Source organism: Gordonia rhizosphera NBRC 16068, from assembly GCF_000298195.1.
Taxonomy (GTDB): domain Bacteria; phylum Actinomycetota; class Actinomycetes; order Mycobacteriales; family Mycobacteriaceae; genus Gordonia; species Gordonia rhizosphera.
Genome location: NZ_BAHC01000072.1, coordinates 1 through 21,311, shown reverse-complemented (window position 1 = coordinate 21,311; position 21,311 = coordinate 1). Strand labels below are relative to the sequence as shown.

22 protein-coding genes are annotated in these 21,311 nt (G+C 68.5%); 16 read left to right on the top strand and 6 right to left on the bottom strand.

What is annotated here, in order from left to right; genetic code table 11:
• Positions 1-13: 13 nt before the first annotated feature.
• Positions 14-1,414, bottom strand: a complete 1,401-nt coding sequence (locus GORHZ_RS08840; RefSeq protein WP_006332208.1) for a class II fumarate hydratase — start codon at positions 1,412-1,414, stop codon at positions 14-16.
• 163 nt (positions 1,415-1,577) lie between these two features.
• Between GORHZ_RS08840 and GORHZ_RS08835 the strand changes: the two genes are divergently transcribed.
• Both GORHZ_RS08835 and GORHZ_RS08830 read left to right on the top strand, forming a co-directional pair.
• Entirely contained in the window at positions 1,578-1,847 is a 270-nt protein-coding gene (locus GORHZ_RS08835) for a ribbon-helix-helix protein, CopG family (RefSeq protein ID WP_006332206.1), read from the top strand.
• A gap of 7 nt (positions 1,848-1,854) precedes the next feature.
• Positions 1,855-2,277, top strand: coding sequence for a type II toxin-antitoxin system VapC family toxin (locus GORHZ_RS08830; protein WP_245551385.1), 423 nt, complete (start codon positions 1,855-1,857; stop codon positions 2,275-2,277).
• Between the two features lie 10 nt (positions 2,278-2,287).
• Here GORHZ_RS08830 and GORHZ_RS08825 read toward each other — a convergent pair whose 3' ends face one another.
• On the bottom strand, positions 2,288-3,988 hold the full coding sequence (locus tag GORHZ_RS08825) for a fumarate hydratase (RefSeq protein ID WP_006332201.1): 1,701 nt from the start codon (positions 3,986-3,988) through the stop codon (positions 2,288-2,290).
• 99 nt (positions 3,989-4,087) lie between these two features.
• Positions 4,088-5,080, bottom strand: coding sequence for a class II fructose-bisphosphatase (gene glpX, locus GORHZ_RS08820; protein WP_040530894.1), 993 nt, complete (start codon positions 5,078-5,080; stop codon positions 4,088-4,090).
• A 105-nt stretch (positions 5,081-5,185) separates the two neighbouring features.
• Here glpX and GORHZ_RS08815 point away from each other — a divergent pair, with 105 nt between their 5' ends.
• Positions 5,186-5,743: a DUF4245 domain-containing protein gene (locus GORHZ_RS08815; protein WP_006332197.1), complete on the top strand. Its 558-nt coding sequence runs from the start codon at positions 5,186-5,188 to the stop codon at positions 5,741-5,743.
• A 105-nt stretch (positions 5,744-5,848) separates the two neighbouring features.
• On the opposite strand, the gene GORHZ_RS08810 is transcribed toward GORHZ_RS08815, so the two are convergent.
• The 3 genes from GORHZ_RS08810 to GORHZ_RS08800 are packed head-to-tail and all read right to left on the bottom strand — an operon-like array spanning position 5,849 to position 8,036.
• Positions 5,849-6,079, bottom strand: coding sequence for an exodeoxyribonuclease VII small subunit (locus GORHZ_RS08810; RefSeq protein WP_006332195.1), 231 nt, complete (start codon positions 6,077-6,079; stop codon positions 5,849-5,851).
• Entirely contained in the window at positions 6,076-7,314 is a 1,239-nt protein-coding gene (gene xseA, locus GORHZ_RS08805) for an exodeoxyribonuclease VII large subunit (protein ID WP_006332194.1), read from the bottom strand. The genes GORHZ_RS08810 and xseA overlap by 4 nt, the downstream gene beginning before the upstream one ends.
• Complete coding sequence (locus GORHZ_RS08800; RefSeq protein WP_006332193.1) at positions 7,311-8,036, bottom strand: lipid droplet-associated protein; 726 nt, start codon at positions 8,034-8,036, stop codon at positions 7,311-7,313. Before GORHZ_RS08800 ends, xseA begins: the two co-directional genes overlap by 4 nt.
• 77 nt (positions 8,037-8,113) lie before the next feature.
• Here GORHZ_RS08800 and GORHZ_RS08795 point away from each other — a divergent pair, with 77 nt between their 5' ends.
• The 13 genes from GORHZ_RS08795 to GORHZ_RS08735 form a co-directional block, all read left to right on the top strand.
• Positions 8,114-9,067, top strand: a complete 954-nt coding sequence (locus tag GORHZ_RS08795; protein WP_006332192.1) for a 4-hydroxy-3-methylbut-2-enyl diphosphate reductase — start codon at positions 8,114-8,116, stop codon at positions 9,065-9,067.
• A gap of 93 nt (positions 9,068-9,160) precedes the next feature.
• Positions 9,161-10,465 (top strand): type VII secretion-associated protein, encoded by a 1,305-nt coding sequence (locus GORHZ_RS08790; RefSeq protein ID WP_006332191.1) that lies wholly within the window; start codon positions 9,161-9,163, stop codon positions 10,463-10,465.
• Positions 10,466-10,549: 84 nt separating this feature from the next.
• Positions 10,550-12,142, top strand: a complete 1,593-nt coding sequence (locus GORHZ_RS08785) for an alpha/beta hydrolase domain-containing protein (protein WP_006332190.1) — start codon at positions 10,550-10,552, stop codon at positions 12,140-12,142.
• Between the two features lie 182 nt (positions 12,143-12,324).
• Complete coding sequence (rplM, locus tag GORHZ_RS08780; RefSeq protein ID WP_006332189.1) at positions 12,325-12,768, top strand: 50S ribosomal protein L13; 444 nt, start codon at positions 12,325-12,327, stop codon at positions 12,766-12,768.
• Positions 12,765-13,295 carry a 30S ribosomal protein S9 gene (gene rpsI / locus GORHZ_RS08775; protein ID WP_006332187.1) on the top strand — a complete coding sequence of 177 codons (531 nt, stop codon included), beginning with the start codon at positions 12,765-12,767 and terminating at the stop codon, positions 13,293-13,295. Before rplM ends, rpsI begins: the two co-directional genes overlap by 4 nt.
• A gap of 2 nt (positions 13,296-13,297) precedes the next feature.
• On the top strand, positions 13,298-14,641 hold the full coding sequence (gene glmM, locus GORHZ_RS08770; protein WP_006332186.1) for a phosphoglucosamine mutase: 1,344 nt from the start codon (positions 13,298-13,300) through the stop codon (positions 14,639-14,641).
• A complete protein-coding gene (locus tag GORHZ_RS08765; protein WP_006332185.1) occupies positions 14,638-15,336 on the top strand; it encodes an HAD family hydrolase in 699 nt (232 codons plus the stop codon). Before glmM ends, GORHZ_RS08765 begins: the two co-directional genes overlap by 4 nt.
• A 179-nt stretch (positions 15,337-15,515) precedes the next feature.
• On the top strand, positions 15,516-15,854 hold the full coding sequence (locus GORHZ_RS08760; protein ID WP_006332183.1) for a hypothetical protein: 339 nt from the start codon (positions 15,516-15,518) through the stop codon (positions 15,852-15,854).
• On the top strand, positions 15,851-16,939 hold the full coding sequence (locus GORHZ_RS08755; protein ID WP_006332181.1) for a hypothetical protein: 1,089 nt from the start codon (positions 15,851-15,853) through the stop codon (positions 16,937-16,939). The genes GORHZ_RS08760 and GORHZ_RS08755 overlap by 4 nt, the downstream gene beginning before the upstream one ends.
• Before the next feature lie 25 nt (positions 16,940-16,964).
• Positions 16,965-17,174, top strand: a complete 210-nt coding sequence (locus GORHZ_RS08750; protein ID WP_006332179.1) for a hypothetical protein — start codon at positions 16,965-16,967, stop codon at positions 17,172-17,174.
• A gap of 28 nt (positions 17,175-17,202) precedes the next feature.
• Complete coding sequence (locus tag GORHZ_RS08745; protein WP_245551384.1) at positions 17,203-18,126, top strand: dienelactone hydrolase family protein; 924 nt, start codon at positions 17,203-17,205, stop codon at positions 18,124-18,126.
• A gap of 23 nt (positions 18,127-18,149) precedes the next feature.
• Entirely contained in the window at positions 18,150-20,012 is a 1,863-nt protein-coding gene (gene glmS, locus GORHZ_RS08740; RefSeq protein WP_006332176.1) for a glutamine--fructose-6-phosphate transaminase (isomerizing), read from the top strand.
• An 11-nt stretch (positions 20,013-20,023) separates the two neighbouring features.
• On the top strand, positions 20,024-21,311 hold a 1,288-nt coding region (locus GORHZ_RS08735; RefSeq protein WP_006332175.1), incomplete at its 3' end, for a bifunctional ADP-dependent NAD(P)H-hydrate dehydratase/NAD(P)H-hydrate epimerase.

The window sequence follows — 21,311 nt, the reverse complement described above, 5'->3', positions numbered from 1 at the left end:
GGTCGTCCGAAGGTCAGCGTTCGCGATCGAGGTTGGCCATCTTCAGCACGTCGAGGCGCGCGTCGAGTTCATCGGTGGACAGATCGTCGCCGATCAGGCCGCGATCGATCACGGTCTGCCGGATCGTCTTGCCCTCCTTGAGCGCCTGCTTGGCGACCGCGGCAGCCTCCTCGTACCCGATCGCGGAGTTCAATGGTGTGACGATCGACGGCGAGCTCTCGGCGAGGGTACGCAACCGATCCTCGTGGGCGACGAGCCCCGAGATGCACCGGTCGGCGAACAGTCGGGAGACGTTGGCGAGCAGCTTCAGCGATTCGAGGACGTTGCGGGCCATCATCGGGATGTAGACGTTGAGCTCGAACGCGCCGTTGCCGCCACCCCAGGTGACCGCCGCGTCGTTGCCGATCACCTGTGCTGCGACTTGCGTAACAGCCTCGGGCAGAACCGGATTGACCTTTCCCGGCATGATCGAGCTGCCCGGCTGCAGATCGGGGAGGGCGATCTCGGCCAGCCCGGTCAGCGGACCCGAACCCATCCAGCGCACATCGTTGGCGATCTTGGTCAGTGACACCGCAATCGTCTTGAGCTGACCCGACAGTTCGACGAGTCCGTCGCGTGCCGCCTGCGCCTCGAAGTTGTCGGTTGCCAGGTTCAGCGCGTCGACATTGGTGAGCTTGCGCAGCTCGGCGACCACCCGCGTGCCGAAACCGTCGGGGGCGTTGAGGCCGGTGCCCACCGCGGTGCCGCCGATGGGCAGTTCACCGAGTCGGGGGAGGGTCGCGCTGACCCGTTCGATGCCGGCCTGCACCTGGCGGGCGTAGCCACCGAACTCCTGACCGAGGGTCACCGGCACCGCGTCCATCAGGTGGGTGCGGCCGCTCTTGACCACATCCCGCCACTCCCGCGACTTCTGCAGCAGCGCCAGGTGCAGGTGGTCGAGCGCGGGCACGAGGTCGGTGACCACCGCCTCGGTGGCGGCGACATGGGTCGCGGTGGGGAAGGTGTCGTTGGACGACTGCGACATGTTGACGTGGTCGTTGGGGTGCACCTCGACACCGTTGGCCTTGGCGATCGAGGCGATGACCTCGTTGGTGTTCATGTTCGAGCTGGTGCCCGAGCCGGTCTGGAACACGTCGATCGGGAACTGGTCGTCGTGACGACCGTCGGCGATCTCGGTGGCCGCGGCGATGATCGCCGCGGCCTTCTGCGAGTCGAGCAGCCCGAGGTCGGCGTTGACCTGCGCACAGGCCGCCTTCAGCAGGCCCATCGCACGAATCTGGGTGCGTTCGAGAGGGCGATAGCTGATCGGGAAGTTCTCCACCGCCCGCTGCGTCTGCGCCCGCCACAACGCGTCTACCGGCACCTTGACCTCGCCCATGGTGTCGTGCTCGATGCGGAACTGCTGTTCGGTCATGTGCGCTGCGCCTCCGGCTCCATCGGTGGAGATAGGTGATCCTTACTCCACCGTACTGCGGCAACGGGGTCACGCGGTGTGAGATTTGACGCGACCGGACCCCATGTTGAGGGACGTCTGCAGTTCGAGACATATACGCATATCAAATGATATGTTGAGGCATATGAGGACCACCGTGATTCTCCCCGACGCGCTCTATGAGCAGGTAAAGCGCGCGGCACGGGAGGCCGACCAGACTGTCACGTCACTGATGGAGGACGCGTTGCGGAGAGAACTCGACAGGCGCGCCACAGCCGGCCGCCACCCGGTGCGTGTGACGCTGCCTCCTCCCTACACCGGGCGCGGCGGCATACGTGCGGACCTCGACATCGCGCATGGCCAAGCGGTCCTCGAGGCCATGGAGGAAGGGCTACCGATCGAGAAGCGTCGCTGACGTGTTGATGCCGGATGTGAACATCCTTGTCGGCGCGTTTCGTGGCGAGGACGCGCGACATGCGCAGTTGTATTCATGGCTCGACTCGGTGCTCGGTCACGACGAGCCACTCGCACTCACCCCGGCGGTGGTATCCGGCTATGTCAGGGTAGTGACGAATGCGCGCATCTTCGCCGACCCGACCCCGCTGCCGAGAGCCCTCGGTCACATCGAGGCTTTGCGCGAGAACCCGTCTGTACTCGATGTTGCGCCAGGGCATCGACACTGGGCGATCTTCGCCGCGCTGTGCCGGGAGTCCGATGCGCGGGGAAACCTCGTCGCCGACGCCCACCACGCCGCGACCGCGATCGAGCACGGAGCAACCTGGGTCACCCTCGACCGCGATTACGCGCGATTCGGCCGACTCACCTGGCGGCTCCCCGAGACATGACGCCGCGAGTTCACTTCTCGCGCGACCGAATTCGCACCCCACCCAGCGGGACGGTAACCGCGCCACCGGGATCGGTGAAGAAGTCATTGCCCTTGTCGTCGACGACGATGAAGGCCGGGAAATTCTCGACCTCGATCTTCCAGACCGCCTCCATACCCAGCTCGGGGTATTCGATGATCTCCTGGCTCTTGATGCAGTCCAGGGCCAGTCGTGCGGCCGGTCCGCCGATCGATCCGAGATAGAAACCGCCGTGGGTGCCGCACGCCTGCGTCACCTGCTTGGAGCGGTTGCCCTTGGCGAGCATCACCATCGAGCCACCCGCCGCCTGGAACTGCTCGACGTAGCTGTCCATGCGACCGGCGGTGGTCGGCCCGAACGATCCGGATGCCATCCCCTCGGGCGTCTTCGCGGGCCCGGCGTAATAGACCGGGTGATCGCGCAGGTAGTCGGGCATCGGCTCACCCGCGTCGAGGCGCTCTTTGATCTTGGCGTGCGCGATGTCGCGGGCGACCACCAGCGGCCCGGTCAGCGACAGGCGGGTCTTGACCGGGTACTTCGACAGTTCGGCCAGGATCTCGGGCATCGGACGGTTCAGATCGATCTCGACGACCTCGCCCCCCTCGATGTCCTCGGTGACGCCCGCCTCGGGCATGTAGTGCGCCGGGTCGGTCTCCAGTTGCTCCAGGAACACCCCGTCGGCGGTGATCTTGCCGAGCGCCTGCCGGTCGGCCGAGCACGAGACGGCGATCGCCACCGGGCACGACGCACCGTGGCGGGGCAGACGCACGACGCGGACGTCGTGGCAGAAGTACTTGCCGCCGAACTGCGCGCCGATGCCAAAGGACTGCGTGAGTTTGAAGACCTCTTCCTCGAGCTCGAGGTCGCGGAAGCCGTGTGCCGACATCGATCCCGACGTCGGGAGGGTATCGAGATAGTGGGCCGACGCGTATTTCGCCGTCTTCAAAGCGAATTCGGCCGACGTGCCTCCGATCACCACCGCGAGATGGTAGGGCGGGCACGCCGCGGTGCCCAGCGACCGGATCTTCTCGTCGAGAAATTCCAAGAGGCGCTTGGGATTCAGGATCGCCTTGGTCTCCTGGAAGAGGAACGACTTGTTCGCCGAACCGCCGCCCTTCGCCATGAACAGGAACTTGTACTCGGGACCCTTCGGTCCCTGCTCGGTCGCGTAGATCTCGACCTGCGCGGGCAGGTTGGTGCCCGTGTTCTTCTCGTCGTAGGTGGTCAGCGGCGCCAGCTGCGAGTAGCGCAGGTTCAGCTTGGTGTATGCGTCGTAGACCCCGCGCGAGATCCACTCGGCGTCGTCGGTGCCCGTCAGGACACCCTCGGACTTCTTGCCCATCACGATCGCGGTGCCGGTGTCCTGGCACATCGGCAGCACGCCGCCCGCGGAGATGTTGACGTTCTTGAGCAGGTCGAGCGCCACGAAGCGGTCGTTGCCCGACGCCTCGGGGTCGTCGATGATCTTGCGCAGCTGCGCGAGGTGCGCGGGCCGCAGGTAGTGGCTGATGTCGTGCATCGCCTCGGCGGTCAGCTTCTGCAGCGCCTCCGGCGCGACCTTCAGGAAGCGTTGGCCGTCGACCTCGAAGGTGGACACACCTTCGGTGGTGATCAGGCGGTACGGGGTCTCATCGGTACCGGCGGGCAGGAGATCTTCGTAGCGGAATTCCGGAGCTGGGGCTGTTGTGCTCACCCCGCGATCGTATCGCGGCCGGTCTATGTGACCCCGCTCACCCACGCGGCCCCCACCGTGCGGGCGCACATGTGGGGGCCGAGGTGGGACTGGGTCGGACTAGACGTCGAGGCGTGCGTATTCGCGGAGCTTCTCCACGCGGTGGACGGCCTCGATCCGGCGCACCGTGCCCGACTTGGACCGCATCACCAGCGATCGCGTGGTGGCGCCGTTGGGCCGGTAGGTGACGCCGCGCAGCATGTCCCCGTTGGTCACACCGGTGGCGCAGAAGAACGAGTTCTCCCCGCTGACCAGGTCGTCGTTGGTCAGCACGCGATTGAGATCGTGGCCGGCGTCGATCGCCTTCTGCCGCTCCTCGTCGTTGCGCGGCCACAGCTTGCCCTGGATCTCGCCGCCCATGCACTTCATGGCGACGGCGCTGATGATGCCCTCCGGCGTGCCGCCGACACCCATCAGGATGTCCACCGAGCTGTAGTCGCCGGCGGCGGCGATCGATCCGGCCACGTCACCGTCGGAGATGAGGCGGATCTTTGCGCCCGCCTTGCGGATGTCGGCGATGAGGTCGGCGTGACGGGGACGGTCGAGCACGACGACCGTCAGGTCGGCGATGTCGATGCCCTTGGCCTTGGCGACGGAGTTGATGTTCCACTCCACCGACTCCTCGATGTTGATCGCACCCTTGGCCTCCGGGCCGACCGCGATCTTGTCCATGTAGAAGACGGCACTCGGGTCGTACATCGAACCGCGCTCGCTGACCGCGATCACCGCGATCGAGTTGGGGCGGCCCTCGGCCATCAGGGTGGTTCCGTCGATCGGGTCGACGGCGACATCGACCTCGGGGCCGAGGCCGTTGCCGACGTGCTCCCCGTTGAACAGCATCGGCGCCTCGTCTTTTTCGCCCTCGCCGATGACCACGACGCCGCGCATGGCGACGGTGGAGAGGAGTTCACGCATCGCGTCGACCGCGGCGCCGTCGCCGCCCTTTTTGTCGCCGCGGCCCACCCAACGACCGGCCGCGAGGGCCGCCGCTTCGGTGACCCGCACCAACTCCATTGCGAGGTTGCGATCGGGGGCCTGTGGGGAAGGTGACATATCGAACTCCTCGGCGTGGCAGCGGTGGCAAAACGGCGGGTAGTACTCATCCTTGCATGTCACGCCGAATACCGGATCGGCCACCCCGACTGCAATACTGGCCGCATGGCCGCCAAACCACGCATCCTGCACAGCAGCAAGGACATGATCTGGTCCCTTGTCCCACTGCTGGTCATCTGCGCGGTGGTCGCGATCGCCTCGGGGAACTGTTCGGTCGGATTGACCGGTCAGGCCTCCGATGACCGCACCGCGGTCTTCGACGTCGAGCACGCTCTCGCCGCCGACGCCGCCGTGATGGCGTTCCCGATCCGACGCCCGGCGACCCCGGACGGCTGGAAGGCGAACTCCGGGTCGACGCAGGAGGTGGGCGGCACCAGCGTCAGCAATGTCGGGTGGATCACCGACAAGGGCGCCTATATCCAGCTGAGCCAGACCGACGCCGCCGAGGAGGACCTGGTGGTGCACCTCGGCGGGCTCGATGCCCTCGGCGACGGCACGCGACAGGTCGCCGGGCAGGAGTGGGTCGTGTACACCACGGCCGACGACAAGAAGTTCTGGATCGCCGACCTCGGCGACGTCCGCATCGCAATCCTCTCGCGGGGCCCGGACGAGGACATGGAGCGACTCGCCACCGCCGTCCTCGCGCAACCCCCGCTCACCTGACGCCCGCGCCGCCGCCCCGTCCCTCGGTTCGTCCCCCCGGAAGTCCGATCGTTCCCCTCCAGCAGACGGGGGATGACCGGCCTGCGGTTGGACGAACCGATGTGGCTAGTCGTCGTGATCGGACAGAGCGGCTTCGATGCGTTGCCGGGCGCCGGCGAGGTGCTCCTCGCAGCGTCTGGCCAGGGCCTCGCCGCGTTCCCACAGCGCCAGCGAGGCATCGAGGTCGAGCCCGCCGTGTTCGAGGGTGGTCACCACCTCGACGAGTTCGTCGCGGGCCTGCTCATAGCCGAGTTCGGTAACCGGTACCCAATCCGGTTGTGCGCCATCTGCGCTCACGTGTCATCTCCTCCCGTCACCTCGGCGGTCGATGCGCCGTCGGCCACTCGGATACGTAGTCGTGCGCCGGCGGGCATCTGGTCGACGGTGCTCACCACGTGTGGGCGATCGGTGTCGACGCGTTGCACCACCGCGTAGCCGCGCGCCAACGTCTGCGCAGGCCCCAGTGTGGACAACCGGGCCGACAGGTGTTCGCGACGACGCTCCTCGGCGTCGATGTGTCGGCGGATGTCGCGGCGGATGTCGGTGCGCATGCGCTCGATCCGTTCGGTGTGGGCATCGATCACCGTCAACGGTCTGGCCAGGACCGGGCGGGCACGCAGGCCGTCGAGGACGTGCGTCTCCCGGCGTACCCAGTTGCGCAGGGCGTGGGCGCTACGGCGCCGCAGCTCGGTGATCCCGGCGAGTTCGGCGGCCACATCCGGGACGACACGTTTGGCGGCGTCGGTCGGGGTGGCCGCACGCAGATCGGCCACCAGGTCGAGCAGCGGGGTATCGGGTTCGTGTCCGATGGCGCTGATGATCGGTGTCGTGCACAGCGCGACCGCGCGCAGGAGCGCCTCGTCGGAGAAGGGCAGCAGATCCTCGACGCTGCCACCGCCCCGCGCGATGATGATCACCTCGACCTCCGGGTGGGCGTCGAGTGCCGACAGGTGTCCCAGGATTCGGGGGACGGCGGTCGGCCCCTGCACCGGGGCGTCGCGCACTTCGAAACGCACCGCCGGCCATCGGGCCGAGGCCACCGCCATCACATCGCGCTGCGCTGCGCTGGCACGGCCGGAGATGAGTCCGATCGCCTTGGGCAGGAACGGGAGCGGGCGCTTGAGCCGGTGGTCGAACAACCCCTCGGCGGCCAGGAGTTGGCGGAGGCGTTCGATCCGCAGCAGCAGTTCGCCGACGCCGACGGGACGGATGTCGGTGACCCGCAGCGAGATGGTGCCCCGCCCGGTGTAGTAGTCGGGCCGGCCGAGCACCACGACGTGGCTGCCCTCGGTGAGTGGCACCTCCGCGCGGTGCAGCAGATCCGGGCTGCACGTCACCGAGATGGAGATGTCGGCGGCAGGATCGCGCAGGGTCAGGAAGGCGACACGGGTCCCGGGCCGCCGGTTGAGCTGGGTGACCTGTCCTTCGACCCAGATCTGCCCCAACCGGTGGACCCAGTCGGCGATCTTGGTGTTGACCGTCCGGACCGGCCACGGGTTCTCGGCCGAGTTCGGCGACGCTGCGGCCGTCACGTGGTGGGTTGCCGCTTGCTGTTCTGTGAGGCGATGCGGTTGTCGATCATCGTCAGGAACGGTGCCCGGGCCTTCGTCGACTTCTCGTAGGCCGACAGCTGCTCGAGTGCATCGAGCCCGACGGTGCGCAACTTGGCGCGCAGCTGGGCGAGGGTCAGGTTGTCGTAGTCGAGTTCCTCGACGATCTCGGGAACCGCGCCATCACCGGTGGAATCGCCCTTGCCCTGGGCCGGGGCCCCGTCAGCGGCGACGAGGTCCTCCGGGGGCGAGCTGTAGAGGGCGAACCGACCCGAGGCCGCGTCCGGTGTGGAGGGCTCGGCCGTGTCCGAGGGCTTCGGTGCGGCAGCCGGCTTCGGTTTGGCGGCACGCTTCGGCGCGGCGGCCGGCTTCGGCACGGGCGGGACCGGCGTCGGCGCGATGACCGCCGGTTTGGACCGACTCTCGATCGGCGTGCGGTCGGCCTCGGCGTCGAGGGTGTCGTCCTCGTCGAAGTGGGCCCACGACGGCTGCTCGGAGGGCTTGTCGAACAGCGACTCCAGGACGAGGTCCCCCTTGATGGCGAGTTCGGCGATGTTCTGCTGAAGCCGCATGCCCGCCTGCAGGGTCTGGCTCACCGCTGTCATGGGCAGGGTGATCACCAGCGCGGGGAGCTTGCGGGTCTCCTCGATCGCGGTGACGACGAGGCCTGCGGCGACACGGGCCGGATAAGGTGCACGAACCATGACCACACTCTGCCATCCGCGGTTGTGGCATTCCAGCCCGACCTCCCGACACACCGCGACCCCGTACCCTGGGGAACATGGGTGATCGCAAACGTGTCCTGTTGGCCGAACCGAGAGGGTATTGCGCCGGGGTGGACCGTGCCGTGGAGACGGTGGAGCGCGCGCTCGACAAACATGGTGCACCCGTCTATGTCCGCAAGGAGATCGTGCACAACCGGCATGTCGTCGACACGCTGTCGGAGCGGGGAGCGGTGTTCGTCAACGAGACCGACGAGGTGCCCGAGGGGGCGATCGTGGTGTTCTCGGCGCACGGTGTGTCCCCCGCAGTGCACCGCACCGCCGCCGAGCGGAGCCTGAAGACGATCGACGCGACCTGCCCGCTGGTGACCAAGGTGCATCAGGAGGCCAAGCGGTTCGCCCGCGACGACTACGACATCCTGCTGATCGGCCACGAGGGCCACGAGGAGGTCGAGGGTACGGCCGGGGAGGCGCCCGAACACATCCAGCTCGTCGACGGCCCGGATCATGTCGACGACGTGGTCGTCCGTGACGAATCGAAGGTCATCTGGCTGTCGCAGACCACGCTGTCGGTCGACGAGACGATGGAGACGGTCAAACGGCTGCGCGAGAGGTTCCCGCTGCTGGCCGATCCGCCCAGCGACGACATCTGCTACGCGACCCAGAACCGACAGGTCGCGGTGAAGGCGATGGCCCCGCAGTGCGACCTGGTGATCGTCGTCGGGTCACAGAATTCGTCGAACTCCCAGCGTCTCGTCGAGGTGGCGCTGCAGAACGGGGCGTCGGCCTCCCATCTGGTGGACTACGCGCGCGACATCGATCCGTCTTGGCTGGACGGGGTGTCGGCGGTGGGCGTGACGTCGGGGGCGTCGGTACCCGAGGTGCTCGTGCGCGGTGTGCTCGACTTCCTCGCCGACTACGGGTATCACGACGTGGAGACGGTCAACACCGCCAACGAGACGCTCACCTTCGCGCTGCCGCGGGAATTGCGGCCGGCGCGGACCGCGAAGTAGTAGCCGTTTGCAACCGGGCCGTGGTGACGTGATCGCACGCACCCGACCCATGGAAATGAGCTGGGCCGCCCATCTCCCGATCAGGTGTGATCGATGATGTCTGCCCCGCAACCGCCGCTGGTGGTCGACCTGGCCTATGGCCGGGTGCGACTGTCGGACGGGCGCACCGCCGATGCGACCGAGCTGCTCAACGCGGTCGATGCGGCCACCGTCCCCGCCGGCGGTGCCGCCCACCCGCCCCAGCAGGCGTGGCAGGGCCTGTGGCGGGAGCTGCGGCTGCCGGACCCAGGTCCCGACGGTGCGCTGCCGATCGTGATCGGGTATCCGAGCACCTGGGGCCGAAACCGGTTGTCGGAGTTGGCCCGCTCGAGCGCCGACCTCGCCGCGCCGGTGAGCCTCGTACCCCGCGCCGTGCTGATCGCGCGCAGCCACTGCGACGTATCGATGCAACGGTGTGCGGTCATCGAGACCACCCACGTCCCGGCGATTGTGGTGGACCCGGCTCGGCCGCCCCGGATGTTCTGGGATGTCACGCTGCTGCGTCGCTCGTCGGCGGGCTGGGAGGTCGACCGCACCGATGTCCTCGACCCCGGCGTCGACGACGTCGCGGCACGTATCGAGGCGATCGTCGACGACTCCGTCGAGGCGGTCTACGTCGACGGCGCCGACCCCGAGCGGGTGGCACAGGCTCTCGACGTCGTCGCCGCGCATGCGGTCGCCGGCCGGATCGTGGCGGTCGACCGTGAACTGATCCGGCGTTACGGCTGGCGCACGGAACGCGAGCAGGGGAACGACTGGCAGATGCGTGTCGCCGATGCGCCGGAGTCCGAGTCGGCGGCCGGCCGTCGCCCGCGGAAACGCTGGATCGCGGTGGCCGGTGCGCTCGCCCTGGTGGTGGCGGTCGGCGCTGTCGTCGTGGGGGTCCTCCAGCACCGTGGTGATGATTCCCCGACCGAGCACACCGTTGTCGTGGGACGTGTCGAGGTCTCGGTGCTGGGGGACTGGCGGCGCAGCGACCTGGACCCGCGCGCCGAGCAGGGATCGGACACCGCGTCGCGGACCGTCTTCGCTGACCCCGACGACGGCCGGCGCATCCTGGTGGTGCAGAGCGAGGTCCGTTCGGACTCCACGCTCGAATCGGTGGCCACCAGCCTGGGTAACCGCATCGCCCAGCGCGGCGACGAGGTGGTGAGCGAGTTCTCGCCGTCCACGCGTTTCGCCGGACGCGAGGTGATCGGCTACCGCGAGGCGCCTGCATCGGGCAGCGCCATCCGCTGGTACGTGCTCGTCGAGGACGGTCTGCAGGTGTCCATCGGATGCCAGGCGGGTGCGACAGGGGAGTCGGTCGACGCCGAATGTGCGCGGGCGGTGTCGTCGGTGGTCATCGCGCCCGACTGACGCGGAGACTGGTCATCAGCGCGAGCACAACAGAACTCCGCGTCGAGGGTGGTTCCTGCAGGATTTTGGGGCGAGAATTGCAGCATGTCCCGTGGGACGATCACCCGCAGGGTGCGCGGGGGCGTCATCGCCGGCCTGATGCTTGTGTTCGCGCTGATGACCTGCGCCACCGCCGCATATGCCGACGTCCCGGCGCCGAAGCTCACCGAGATCACCCATGGGATCAAGCCCCGGCCCTGGACCGGGATGCCCTTCGACCCCATCCGATTCGGATACACACAGACGGAGTACCTGATCTCCGGAACGGCACGTGCATTCGGTAGACAGGCCCTGCCGCCCAGCCCGTACACCGCCCGCATGATGGTCTATCGCCCACGCGATCCTGCGAGGTTCAGCGGCGACGTCGTGGTGGAGTGGAGCAACGCGAGTCTCCAGCTGGACCTGTCACCGGAATTCTCCTGGCTACGGGCGCAGACCATGCGCAATGGTGACGCCTATGTCGTGGTCACCTCGCAGCAGGCCTCGGCATGCGGTTGGTTCCTCGCCGGCCAGCCGATGATCCGCCTCGGGGACCTGACCGTGGCGCCCTGCACGCCGATCTCGATGAAGGGTTATGACCCGGTCCGGTACGGCGGGATGTACCTGCCCGGTGTCGCGTACTCATTCGACATCTTCAGCCAGGCCGGCCGGGCGCTGCGCAACGCCTCGGTCGGCGGGCCGCTGGGGGGCCTGAAGCCGAAGCATCTGATAGCGATCGGGATCTCGCAGTCGGCGATGGCGCTGGACAACTACATCAGCTTCGGGGCCGACGATGCCGCGCGTATCTACGACGGCATCATCATCGACTCCGACATCGCGCAGCAACTTCCAGAGCGCTACCGGGTGCCGACCCTGCATATCTGGAGTGAGGAATCCGCGCGGTCGACATCGCCCCAGGGCCCCAATCACCGGACCTGGTCGGTGGCCGGCGCGCCTCACATCGACACGTTCTCGTGGCTCACCACCGTCGACGGCATCGCTCGAAACACCTCGAGCCGCCCCCTGCAGACCGCAGCGCAGACGCTGGCGACGGAGCGGCGGCTGTCGGAGTACGGACAATCCGGACCGAGCGGATCGGCGAGTTGCCTGATCAGCAGTCAGTTCCAGCGCCGCTACGTCGTCGACGCCGGCCTGTCGGCGATGCAGAAGTGGTTGACCACCGGCGTCGCTCCGAAGCCGACGCCACCATTGAAGTTGAACCCGTTGGGACAGTCGGCCGCCGATTCGCCGGTCAAGATCGCGACGCCCATCTTCGTCGGCGGCGGACCCGACATCGTCAGGTTCCTGACCGCGCCGATTGCGCTCGCGAAGGACGGACACGGGAATGCTCTCGGCGGGATGCGCCTGCCGCAGATCGCGGTTCCGGTCGCCCGCTACGACGGTGCGCTCTGCATGCTCTTCGGCACCACGGTCGCCTTGGAGCCGGCCGAACTCGCTCGCCTCTATCCGACGCATCAGGTCTACGTCGACAAGATGCTGGCGGCCACCCAGGCATCGATCGCGGACGGATTTCTGACCCCCTACGATGGCCGGGAGCAGATGCGGATGGCGTGCGATTCGGCGATCCCGCGATGGGGCTTCACCCCGCCCGAAGCTCAGCCTGCCCTGTGCCGGGACATCGGTGCGGCGCTGAGCTGAGCCCCGACGACGCGTTTTGACCCTGACCAGCGCACTCGCGTACTCTGGATCGCTGGTGCGTGGCATCCCTGATCGGCGTGATCGGACAGGGGTAGTCGAGGCCCGGGTCCCCACTGGTCGCCGGGAACACCCTCTGCCGTCGCACCCGACCAGCATCCACATCGACAGAGTTGAGGACAACTGTGCCTACCTACACCCCGAAGGCCGGTGACATCACACGCACGTGGCATGTCATCGACGCCACCGACGTGGTGCTCGGCCGGCTGGCCGTGCAGAGCGCGAACCTGCTCCGCGGCAAGCACAAGCCGACCTATGCACCCCACATCGACGGTGGTGACTTCGTCATCATCATCAACGCCGACAAGGTTGCGCTGACCAGCAACAAGGCCGAGCGCAAGCTGAACTACCGCCACTCCGGGCGTCCGGGTGGGCTCAAGGTCCAGACCACTGCCGAGCTCCTCGACAGCCACCCCGAGCGCGTGGTCGAGAAGGCCATCAAGGGCATGCTGCCCCATACGAAGCTGGGCAACGCCATGGCTTCGAAGCTGAAGGTCTACGCCGGCCCGACCCATCCCCACGAGGCCCAGCGCCCCGTGCCCTTCGAGATCAAGCAGGTGGCCCAGTGAGCAACGAGAACATCAACGAGGCCGTCGAGATCGAGGTCGCCGAGGACGCCGCAATCGAGGCCGTCGAGCAGGCAGCCGACGACTATGACACCGACGTCGCGCCCGTCGCGGACGACGAGGTACGCGTCCCGGTCGTCATCGACCGTCCGATCCAGACCGTCGGCCGCCGCAAGGAAGCCGTCGTGCGGGTGCGTCTCGTGCCCGGCAGCGGACAGTTCAACCTCAACGGCCGGACTCTCGAGGACTACTTCCCGAACAAGGTGCACCAGCAGCTGATCAAGGCCCCGCTGGTCACCGTCGAGCGCACCGAGTCGTTCGACATCTTCGCCAAGCTCGTCGGCGGCGGCCCCTCGGGCCAGGCCGGTGCGCTGCGGCTGGGCATCGCCCGCGCCCTGATCGAGGTCACCCCGGAGGATCGCCCGGCCCTGAAGAAGGCCGGCTTCCTCACTCGTGACCCGCGTGCGGTGGAGCGCAAGAAGTACGGGCTCAAGAAGGCCCGCAAGGCGTCGCAGTACTCCAAGCGCTGACCTTGGCACGCCTTTTCGGAACCGACGGCGTCCGGGGCCTGGCCAACGACGAGCTCACTCCCGAGCTCGCGTTGCGCCTGGCCTCGGCCGCCGCGGTCGTTTTCGAGGAAGATGCGACCGACCAGACGCTGCGCCCACGCGCCGTGGTCGGTCGCGACCCGCGAGCCTCCGGCGAGATGCTCGAGGCCGCGGTCTGCGCCGGCCTCGCCGCCACAGGTGTTGACGCGATCCGGGTGGGTGTCATCCCGACGCCAGCGGTCGCGTTCCTGACCGCCGACTACGGCGCCGATTTCGGTGTGATGATCTCGGCGTCGCATAATCCCATGCCCGACAACGGCATCAAGTTCTTCGGCAGCGGCGGGCACAAGCTCGACGACGCGGTCGAGGACCGTATCGAGGCGGCCATGGACGACGAGTTCGCCCGTCCGATCGGTGCCGCCGTGGGGCGGGTGCTCGATGCCCCCGATGCCGGTGATCGCTATCGCCGCCATCTCGCGGCCGTCATCGAACATCCCCTCGACGGACTGACCGTCGTCGTGGACTGCGCGCACGGGGCCGCGTCGGAGCTCGCCCCGGCAGCGTACGCGGACGCCGGCGCCACGGTGATCGCGATGCACGCCGAACCCGACGGTCTCAACATCAACGACGACTGCGGTTCGACCCACATGGACAAACTGCAGGCCGCCGTCCTCGAACACGGCGCCGATCTCGGCCTCGCCCACGACGGCGACGCCGACCGCTGCCTGGCCGTGGATTCGACGGGTCAGATTGTCGACGGCGACGCCATCATGGCGATCCTGGCCACCGCGCTCGACGCTCGTGGTCGGTTGCGCGACAGCGTGCTGGTGACCACGGTGATGAGCAACCTCGGGCTGCACATCGCGATGCGCGACGCGGGAATCACCTTGCGCACCACAGCAGTCGGCGACCGATATGTCCTCGAGGAGCTGCGCCGCGGCGGGTATTCGCTCGGCGGTGAACAGTCCGGCCACATCGTGGTGCCCGCGGCGGGCACCACCGGCGACGGTATCCTCACCGGCCTGCTGCTCATGGAACAGATGGCGGTGACCCGCAAGCGCCTGGCCGATCTCGCCGACATCATGACGGTGTTGCCGCAGGAACTCATCAACGTCCGGGTGGCCGACAAACATGCCGTCGCGGCGTCGCAGACGGTCAAGCAGTCCGTCGCCGATGCCGAGATCGAACTCGGCGACAACGGGCGGGTGCTGCTGCGGCCGTCCGGGACCGAACAGCTCGTCCGAGTGATGGTGGAGGCGGGTAGCGCCGAGACCGCCCGATCGGTGGCGCGGCGGATCGCCGATGCCGTCGAGGCGGTCGGCGCGTGAGCGTTCCGAAGGCGGTCCTGTTCGACTTCTCCGGAACCCTCTTCCGGTTCGAGGCGCGTGACGAATGGTTCGCCGGGCTGCACGACGAGCACGGCAACGAGCTGCACCTCGACCACCAGGCCGAACTGATCCGACGGATGACCCAACCGGTCGGACTGCCCGCCGACATCGACGGTGACGATCGGATCGCCTGGGAGCAAAGGGATCTCGACCCCGCGCAGCATCGTCGCGCCTACCTCGCGATGCTGCGCGTGTCCGGGCTGACCGTGCCCGGACACGCCGAGCAGCTCTACACACGGGTCCTCGATCCGCATTCCTGGCGGATCTTCGCCGACACCGGGGCGGTCCTGCGCGGACTGCGGGCGGCCGGAATCCCGGTCGGGGTGGTGAGCAACATCGCGTTCGACCTGCGCGAGGTCCTCGCCCTGCACGGCATCGCCGACCTCGTCGACCGATACGTTCTGTCTTATGAGGTCGGAGCGATCAAGCCGGATCCGCGGATCTTCCATGCCGCCCTCGATCCGCTCGGGGTCAAACCCGTCGATGCGCTGATGATCGGCGACAGTGAGCTGGCCGACGGCGGTTCCCGACAACTCGGCTGCGCATTCGAACTCGTTCACGACGTCGCTCCGGAGGAACGCGCCACCGCGCTGATCGACGCGGTGGCTGCGCACGAGATCGATCTGCGGGCCTGATCGTCTGAAGGCACGGCGTCGTTCACATGTCTGGTTTTAACCTGCTGGGAACCAGCTCGGACTCCATCGCGTCTAAACTTTGACGTCACAGTCCCGTGTCGCGCATCGGCGCGTGAACGGGTCGTCGTAGCGGCGCGGGCGATCGTCCGAGCGTTGCCGCCGTCGGGGGAGGGGGAACTGTGGCCGATGTCCAGGTGTCGATCGACGCCGACGAGGTTCGCGAGGTCGTCGACTTCTACCGGCGCGCCGCGCACGTCGTCGGTGCCGCCGCCGGCGACCTCAATGCCCACGACCTGGGATCCTGGGCGGTGGGCGAGGAGTATCGCGAACTCGGTGAGCGTTACCGCGAGATGGGGCGGGTCATCGCCGACCGGCTGGCCGAGCAGGCGCGCGCCGCGGACCGGCTGGCCGAACATCTCCACCGCGGGATGACCGCGCTCATCGACACGGACACCGAAAGCGCCCGCGACGTCTCCGGCGCGTACCGCCGGTTCTCCGGCGACGTAGGTCTGTCATGACCCGTTCGTCGGATTCGCTTGCGGCGCTCCGTGATCAGGCGGCCGCCGGGATCGAGGACCTCATCGACGTGCTCGCGCTCGGCGCGAGTATCGGAGTCCAGCGGACCCGGCCGGACGACATCCGCCGTCCGTTCCGCGTGCTGCGCGGTTTCGATGTCTCCGGTATCGCCGACGACAGTCATCGGTTGGCAGCCGCCTATCGCGCCGTCGCCGAACAACTTCACCGACTCCCCGAACAACAGGTCCGACTCGGATGGGGCTGGGCCAGTGACTCCGGTGCGCAGGTCCTCGGGACGGTGGTGGACCATCAGCGTCGGGCGGAATCGGACCTCCACGTACTGCGCACACTCTCGGATGCGACTGGTGCGGCCTCCGCCGGAATCGATCAGCTGTTGCGGACCTGGTACCTCACGGTCGCCCGCCTGTCGGCGCCCCTGGTAGCCGGTATTCCGGTGACCGAGGTGCCCCAGGCGATCGTCACGGGTCTGCTCCCGCCGTCGGTGGTCGTCGACGACATCGCCTCCCGCGCGCACCTCTATTTCACCACCGCGAGGGCCACGGTGGACGGTGTCGAGGAGATCCTGTCCCAACTCGACCGCGCGACCGAAGGGATGGACATCGACCCCTATCCCGACGATCCTCCGCCGGCACCGGTGCACCTCGTGGTCCCGCGACCACCGACCGCGCAGTCACCGGCCGCTGAGTCGCCCCCTGCCGAGTCACCCGCCGCTGAATCGCCCTCTATCGAGTCACGTGCCGCCGAGTCACCCTCTATCGAGTCACGCGCCGCCGAGTCGCCGATGACCGCCGACCCCGTCTTCCCGCCCGCACCGCTGACAGAGCCGTCGTCGCCGCCGGTCACATCGGAACCCGACGACGTCGACGTGCCGTTCCGGTTATCGGAAGGTGCACCCCGTTCCGGGGATCACCCGGCCCCGGCCGCACCCGAGCCCCCCGCACGGTCGATTCCCGAGCCGCCCGCAGCCTACGCGTCCGAGCCGCGCCCGAGCCGCCCGCTGCCCGAGGTCGAGCCGGTCGACCCGTCCACCTCGACCGGCGACCTGGCCCTGGCCGGAGAACAATGATGACTTCGATCCCCGGAGGGCGACGATGAACCTGGCCGACCAGATCGAGGCCGTCGCACGCCGGGCCACGCGTGATGTCGTCGCCGCCTCCCACGAGTTCTCCGAGACCCAACGTAGGCTCACCGCCGAACTTGCCGAATTCCGGGCGGAACACCACTACGTCCCGGACGACGCGACCGAGGACGCGACCGCCACGTCCGAGGCCGGTCCCCGTTCTTGCGCCCCGGCCGAATAGGCTTATGGCTGTGCCGGACACCAGATCAGTGCGGAAATCCAGGGCGTTCAAGCCGTCGCGATCGCCCGACAAATTGCTGTCGGAGGTGACCCGGCGGGGTCCCCATCGCGTCCTGCGGGGGGATCTGGGCATCGTCGGAATGCCTGGTCAGGTCTTCGCCCCGAACAGCGGCCGGGGCCTACCGGCGGTCGCGTTCGGGCATGCGTGGCGCGCGGACCATCGCCGCTATCGCGATCTCCTGTGGCACCTGGCCTCCTGGGGTTTCGTCGTCGTCGCCCCCGACGGCAACTCCGGCGTGTTGGCGTCGGACGCCGGCCACGCCGCCGATCTGCGCGCGGCCCTCGGGATCGTCTCGCACGTGACGCTCGGGCTCGGTGCGGTGACCGTCGACCCCGACCGCATCGGGCTGGCCGGGCACGGGTTCGGGGCGTCCGCGGCGGTCCTCGCCGCCGCCGACGAGCAGATCCTCGGGCAGCCTGCGCCCGCGGTCACCGGCGTCGCGGCGCTCTTCCCGGCGCCCACCACGTCGATTCTGCGGCCGGCCGCCGAATTGGTGCGTGCACCCGGGCTGATCGTGGCCGGTGCCGCCGAGTTGGACACGATCGATGCCAACGCGCTGCCGCTGGCCAAGGTCTGCGGCGGCGATGTGGTGTTGCGCACGGTCTCCAAGGGTTCCGCCGTCGGCCTGCTCGAGCGACGCACCATCGGTTCGTACCTCGGGGTGTCCAACGGCGCCGATCGCGGCCTGCACGCGCTCGTGCGTGCCGTGTGCACCGGATTCCTGCTGCACACGGTGGCCGGGGACCGCGAATATCAGGCGTTCGCCGACCCGGCGGCGACGTTCAAACGGCTCGGTGTCGTGGACCTCGACCACCCGCCGGTCACCGAGGTCGACCCCATCTCCCGGCTGCTGGGCGCGAAACCACACAAGCGACGCGCTCTGAAGCACTGAGAACACCGGTACGCTGACTGTCTATGTGCGGAATCGTCGGATACGTGGGGCAGCGCGACGCGCTGGACATCGTCATCGAAGCCCTGCGGCGGATGGAATACCGGGGCTATGACTCTGCCGGCGTGGCGATCCTCGACGGGCACGGGCACACCGCCATCGAGAAGAAGGCCGGTCGCCTCGAGAACCTGGACAAGCAGATCGCCACGGTCGGACGGCAGAGCCTGGCCGGCACCACCGGCATCGGACACACCCGATGGGCGACCCACGGTCAGCCGACCGACCGCAACGCGCACCCGCACGCCGGCTCCGACGGGTCGATCGCGGTGGTCCACAACGGGATCATCGAGAACTATGCGGTGCTGCGCGCCGAACTCGAGGCGTCTGGGGTCGAGTTCAGCTCCGACACCGACACCGAGACCGCGGTGCACCTCGTCGAGCGTGAGTACACCTCAGGGCCCACCGCGGGTGACTTCGTGGCGAGCGCCTACGCTGCGCTGCGCCGCCTCGAGGGTGCCTTCACGCTGGTCTTCACCCACTCGTTTCACCCGGGCACCATCGTCGCCGCCCGACGCTCGACGCCGCTCGTCGTCGGCGTCGGCGACGGAGAGATGTTCCTCAGCTCCGATGTGACCGCATTCATCGAGCACACGCGCGAGGCGGTCGAACTCGGACAGGACCAGGTCGTGGTGATCACCGCGGACAGTTACACGATCACCGACTTCGATGGACAACCCAGCGCGGGCAAGCCCTTCCACATCGACTGGGATCTCGCCGCCGCCGAGAAGGGCGGCTACGACTTCTTCATGCTGAAGGAGATCGCCGAGCAGCCCGCGGCCCTCGCGGACACGTTGCTCGGGCACCTCGACGGCGGACGCATCGTCCTTGACGAGCAGCGTCTGACCGACGACGACCTGCGCGACGTCGACAAGGTCTTCGTCGTCGCCTGCGGCACCGCCTACAACGCCGGACTGCTCGCCAAGTATGCGATCGAGCACTGGACCCGGCTTCCCGTCGAGGTCGAACTCGCCAGCGAGTTCCGCTATCGCGACCCGGTGCTCGACCGCTCCACGCTGGTCGTGGCGATCTCGCAGTCGGGGGAGACCGCCGACACGCTCGAGGCGGTCCGCCACGCCAAGGGGCAGAAGGCACGGGTGCTGGCCATCTGCAACACCAACGGCGCGCAGATCCCACGCGAGTCCGACGCGGTGCTCTACACGCACGCCGGACCCGAGATCGGTGTCGCGTCGACCAAGTGCTTCCTCGCCCAGATCGTCGCCGCCTACCTGGTGGGTCTGGCGCTCGCGCAGGCGCGGGGCACGAAGTACACCGATGAGGTGGCCCGCGAGTTCGCGGCGATGGAGGCGATGTCCGACGCGGTCACCGAGGTGCTCGGCACGATGGAGCCTGTCGGCGAGCTGGCCCGCTCGCTGGCGCATCACGACACCATCCTGTTCATCGGCCGCCATGTCGGGTATCCCGTCGCCCTCGAGGGAGCGCTGAAGCTCAAGGAACTCGCCTACATCCACGCCGAGGGGTTCGCGGCCGGTGAGTTGAAGCACGGGCCGATCGCGCTGATCGAGGACGGACTGCCGGTCATCATCGTGATGCCGTCGGCGGACGGTCGCGCGATCCTGCACTCGAAGATGGTCAGCAACATCCGCGAGATCCAGGCCCGCGGCGCCCGCACCATCGTCATCTGCGAGGAAGACGACCTGTCGGCGCGGTCGGTGGCCGACCACTTCATCCCGATCCCGAAGGTGCCGACACTGCTACAGCCGCTGGTGTCCACGGTCCCGCTGCAGGTGTTCGCGGCCACCGTCGCCCAGGAGCGCGGCTATGACGTCGACAAGCCGCGCAACCTCGCCAAGTCCGTCACCGTCGAGTAGGCCGGCCGGCGATGCCGATCCGCTATCTCACCGCCGACGCCGTCCGGGAGGCCGAGCACGCCGCCGGTGACCTGTTGGCGAACGGCACGCTGATGCGCCGGGCGTCGGCGGGGGTGGCCGATGTCGTGGCCGGCGAACTGAATCGCACGGGCGGGTGCTATGGCCGCCGTGTCGGCATCGTCGTGGGCGCCGGAGACAACGGCGGCGACGCGCTGTTCGCCGGTGCCCGACTGGCGCGCCGCGGTGTCGCCTGCAGCGCCGTCCTGCTCGCCCCCGACAAGGCCCATCCCGCTGGGCTGCGGGCGTTCCGACGATCGCGTGGCCGGGTCGTCGACCTGCTGCCGGGTGACCTCGACGTGGTGATCGACGGGGTCGTCGGGATCGGGGGACGCGGGCCACTGAGACCGGCCGCCGCCGCGGTCTTCGCGGCGCTCACCCCACCCGCCGACGGCGAGCCGCGGATCGTCGCCGTCGACCTCCCGTCGGGAGTCGATGCCGACACCGGCCTCGTGAACGATCCGGCCGTGAGGGCGTCGATCACCGTCACCTTCGGTATGCCGCGCCACGTGCATCTGTTGGCCGCCCCGCAGTGCGGACGCGTCGAGGTCGTCGACATCGGTATCGACGCACCCGACACGTCGGGCACCGGACCATGGCTGGCGGAGATGACCGACGACGAGGTCGCCGGGCTGTGGCCGGTGCCCGGCCCCGACGACGACAAGTACACGCAGGGTGTCGTCGGCATCATCGCCGGATCGTCGCGGTATCCGGGCGCGGCCATCCTCGCCTCCGGCGCGGCCGTCACGGCGACGTCGGGGATGACCCGCTACGTCGGCACCGCGGCCGACGAGGTGGTCACGCATTTCCCCGAGGTGGTGGCCGCGCGGACCATCGCCGATGCGGGGCGGGTGCAGGCGTGGGCTGTCGGACCGGGCATGGGGACCGACGACGCGGCTCTCTCGGTTCTCGCCGAGGTCCTGGCCACCGATCTGCCGGTACTCGTGGATGCCGACGGGCTGACCCTGCTGGCCGCCCACCCGGACCTGGTCATCGGCCGCAGCGCACCCACGCTGCTGACCCCGCACGCGGGGGAGTTCGCACGTCTCGCCGGTCGCGAGGTCGGACCCGATCGGTTGGGGGCCGTGGCCGAGCTGGCGCGACGATGGCAGGTGACGGTGCTGCTCAAGGGACGTATCACCCTTGTCGCCGACCCGTCCGGGGAGGTGCTGGGCAACGACGCGGCCGCCTCGTGGGCGGCCACCGCCGGCGCGGGGGACGTGCTGTCGGGGATCGCCGGTG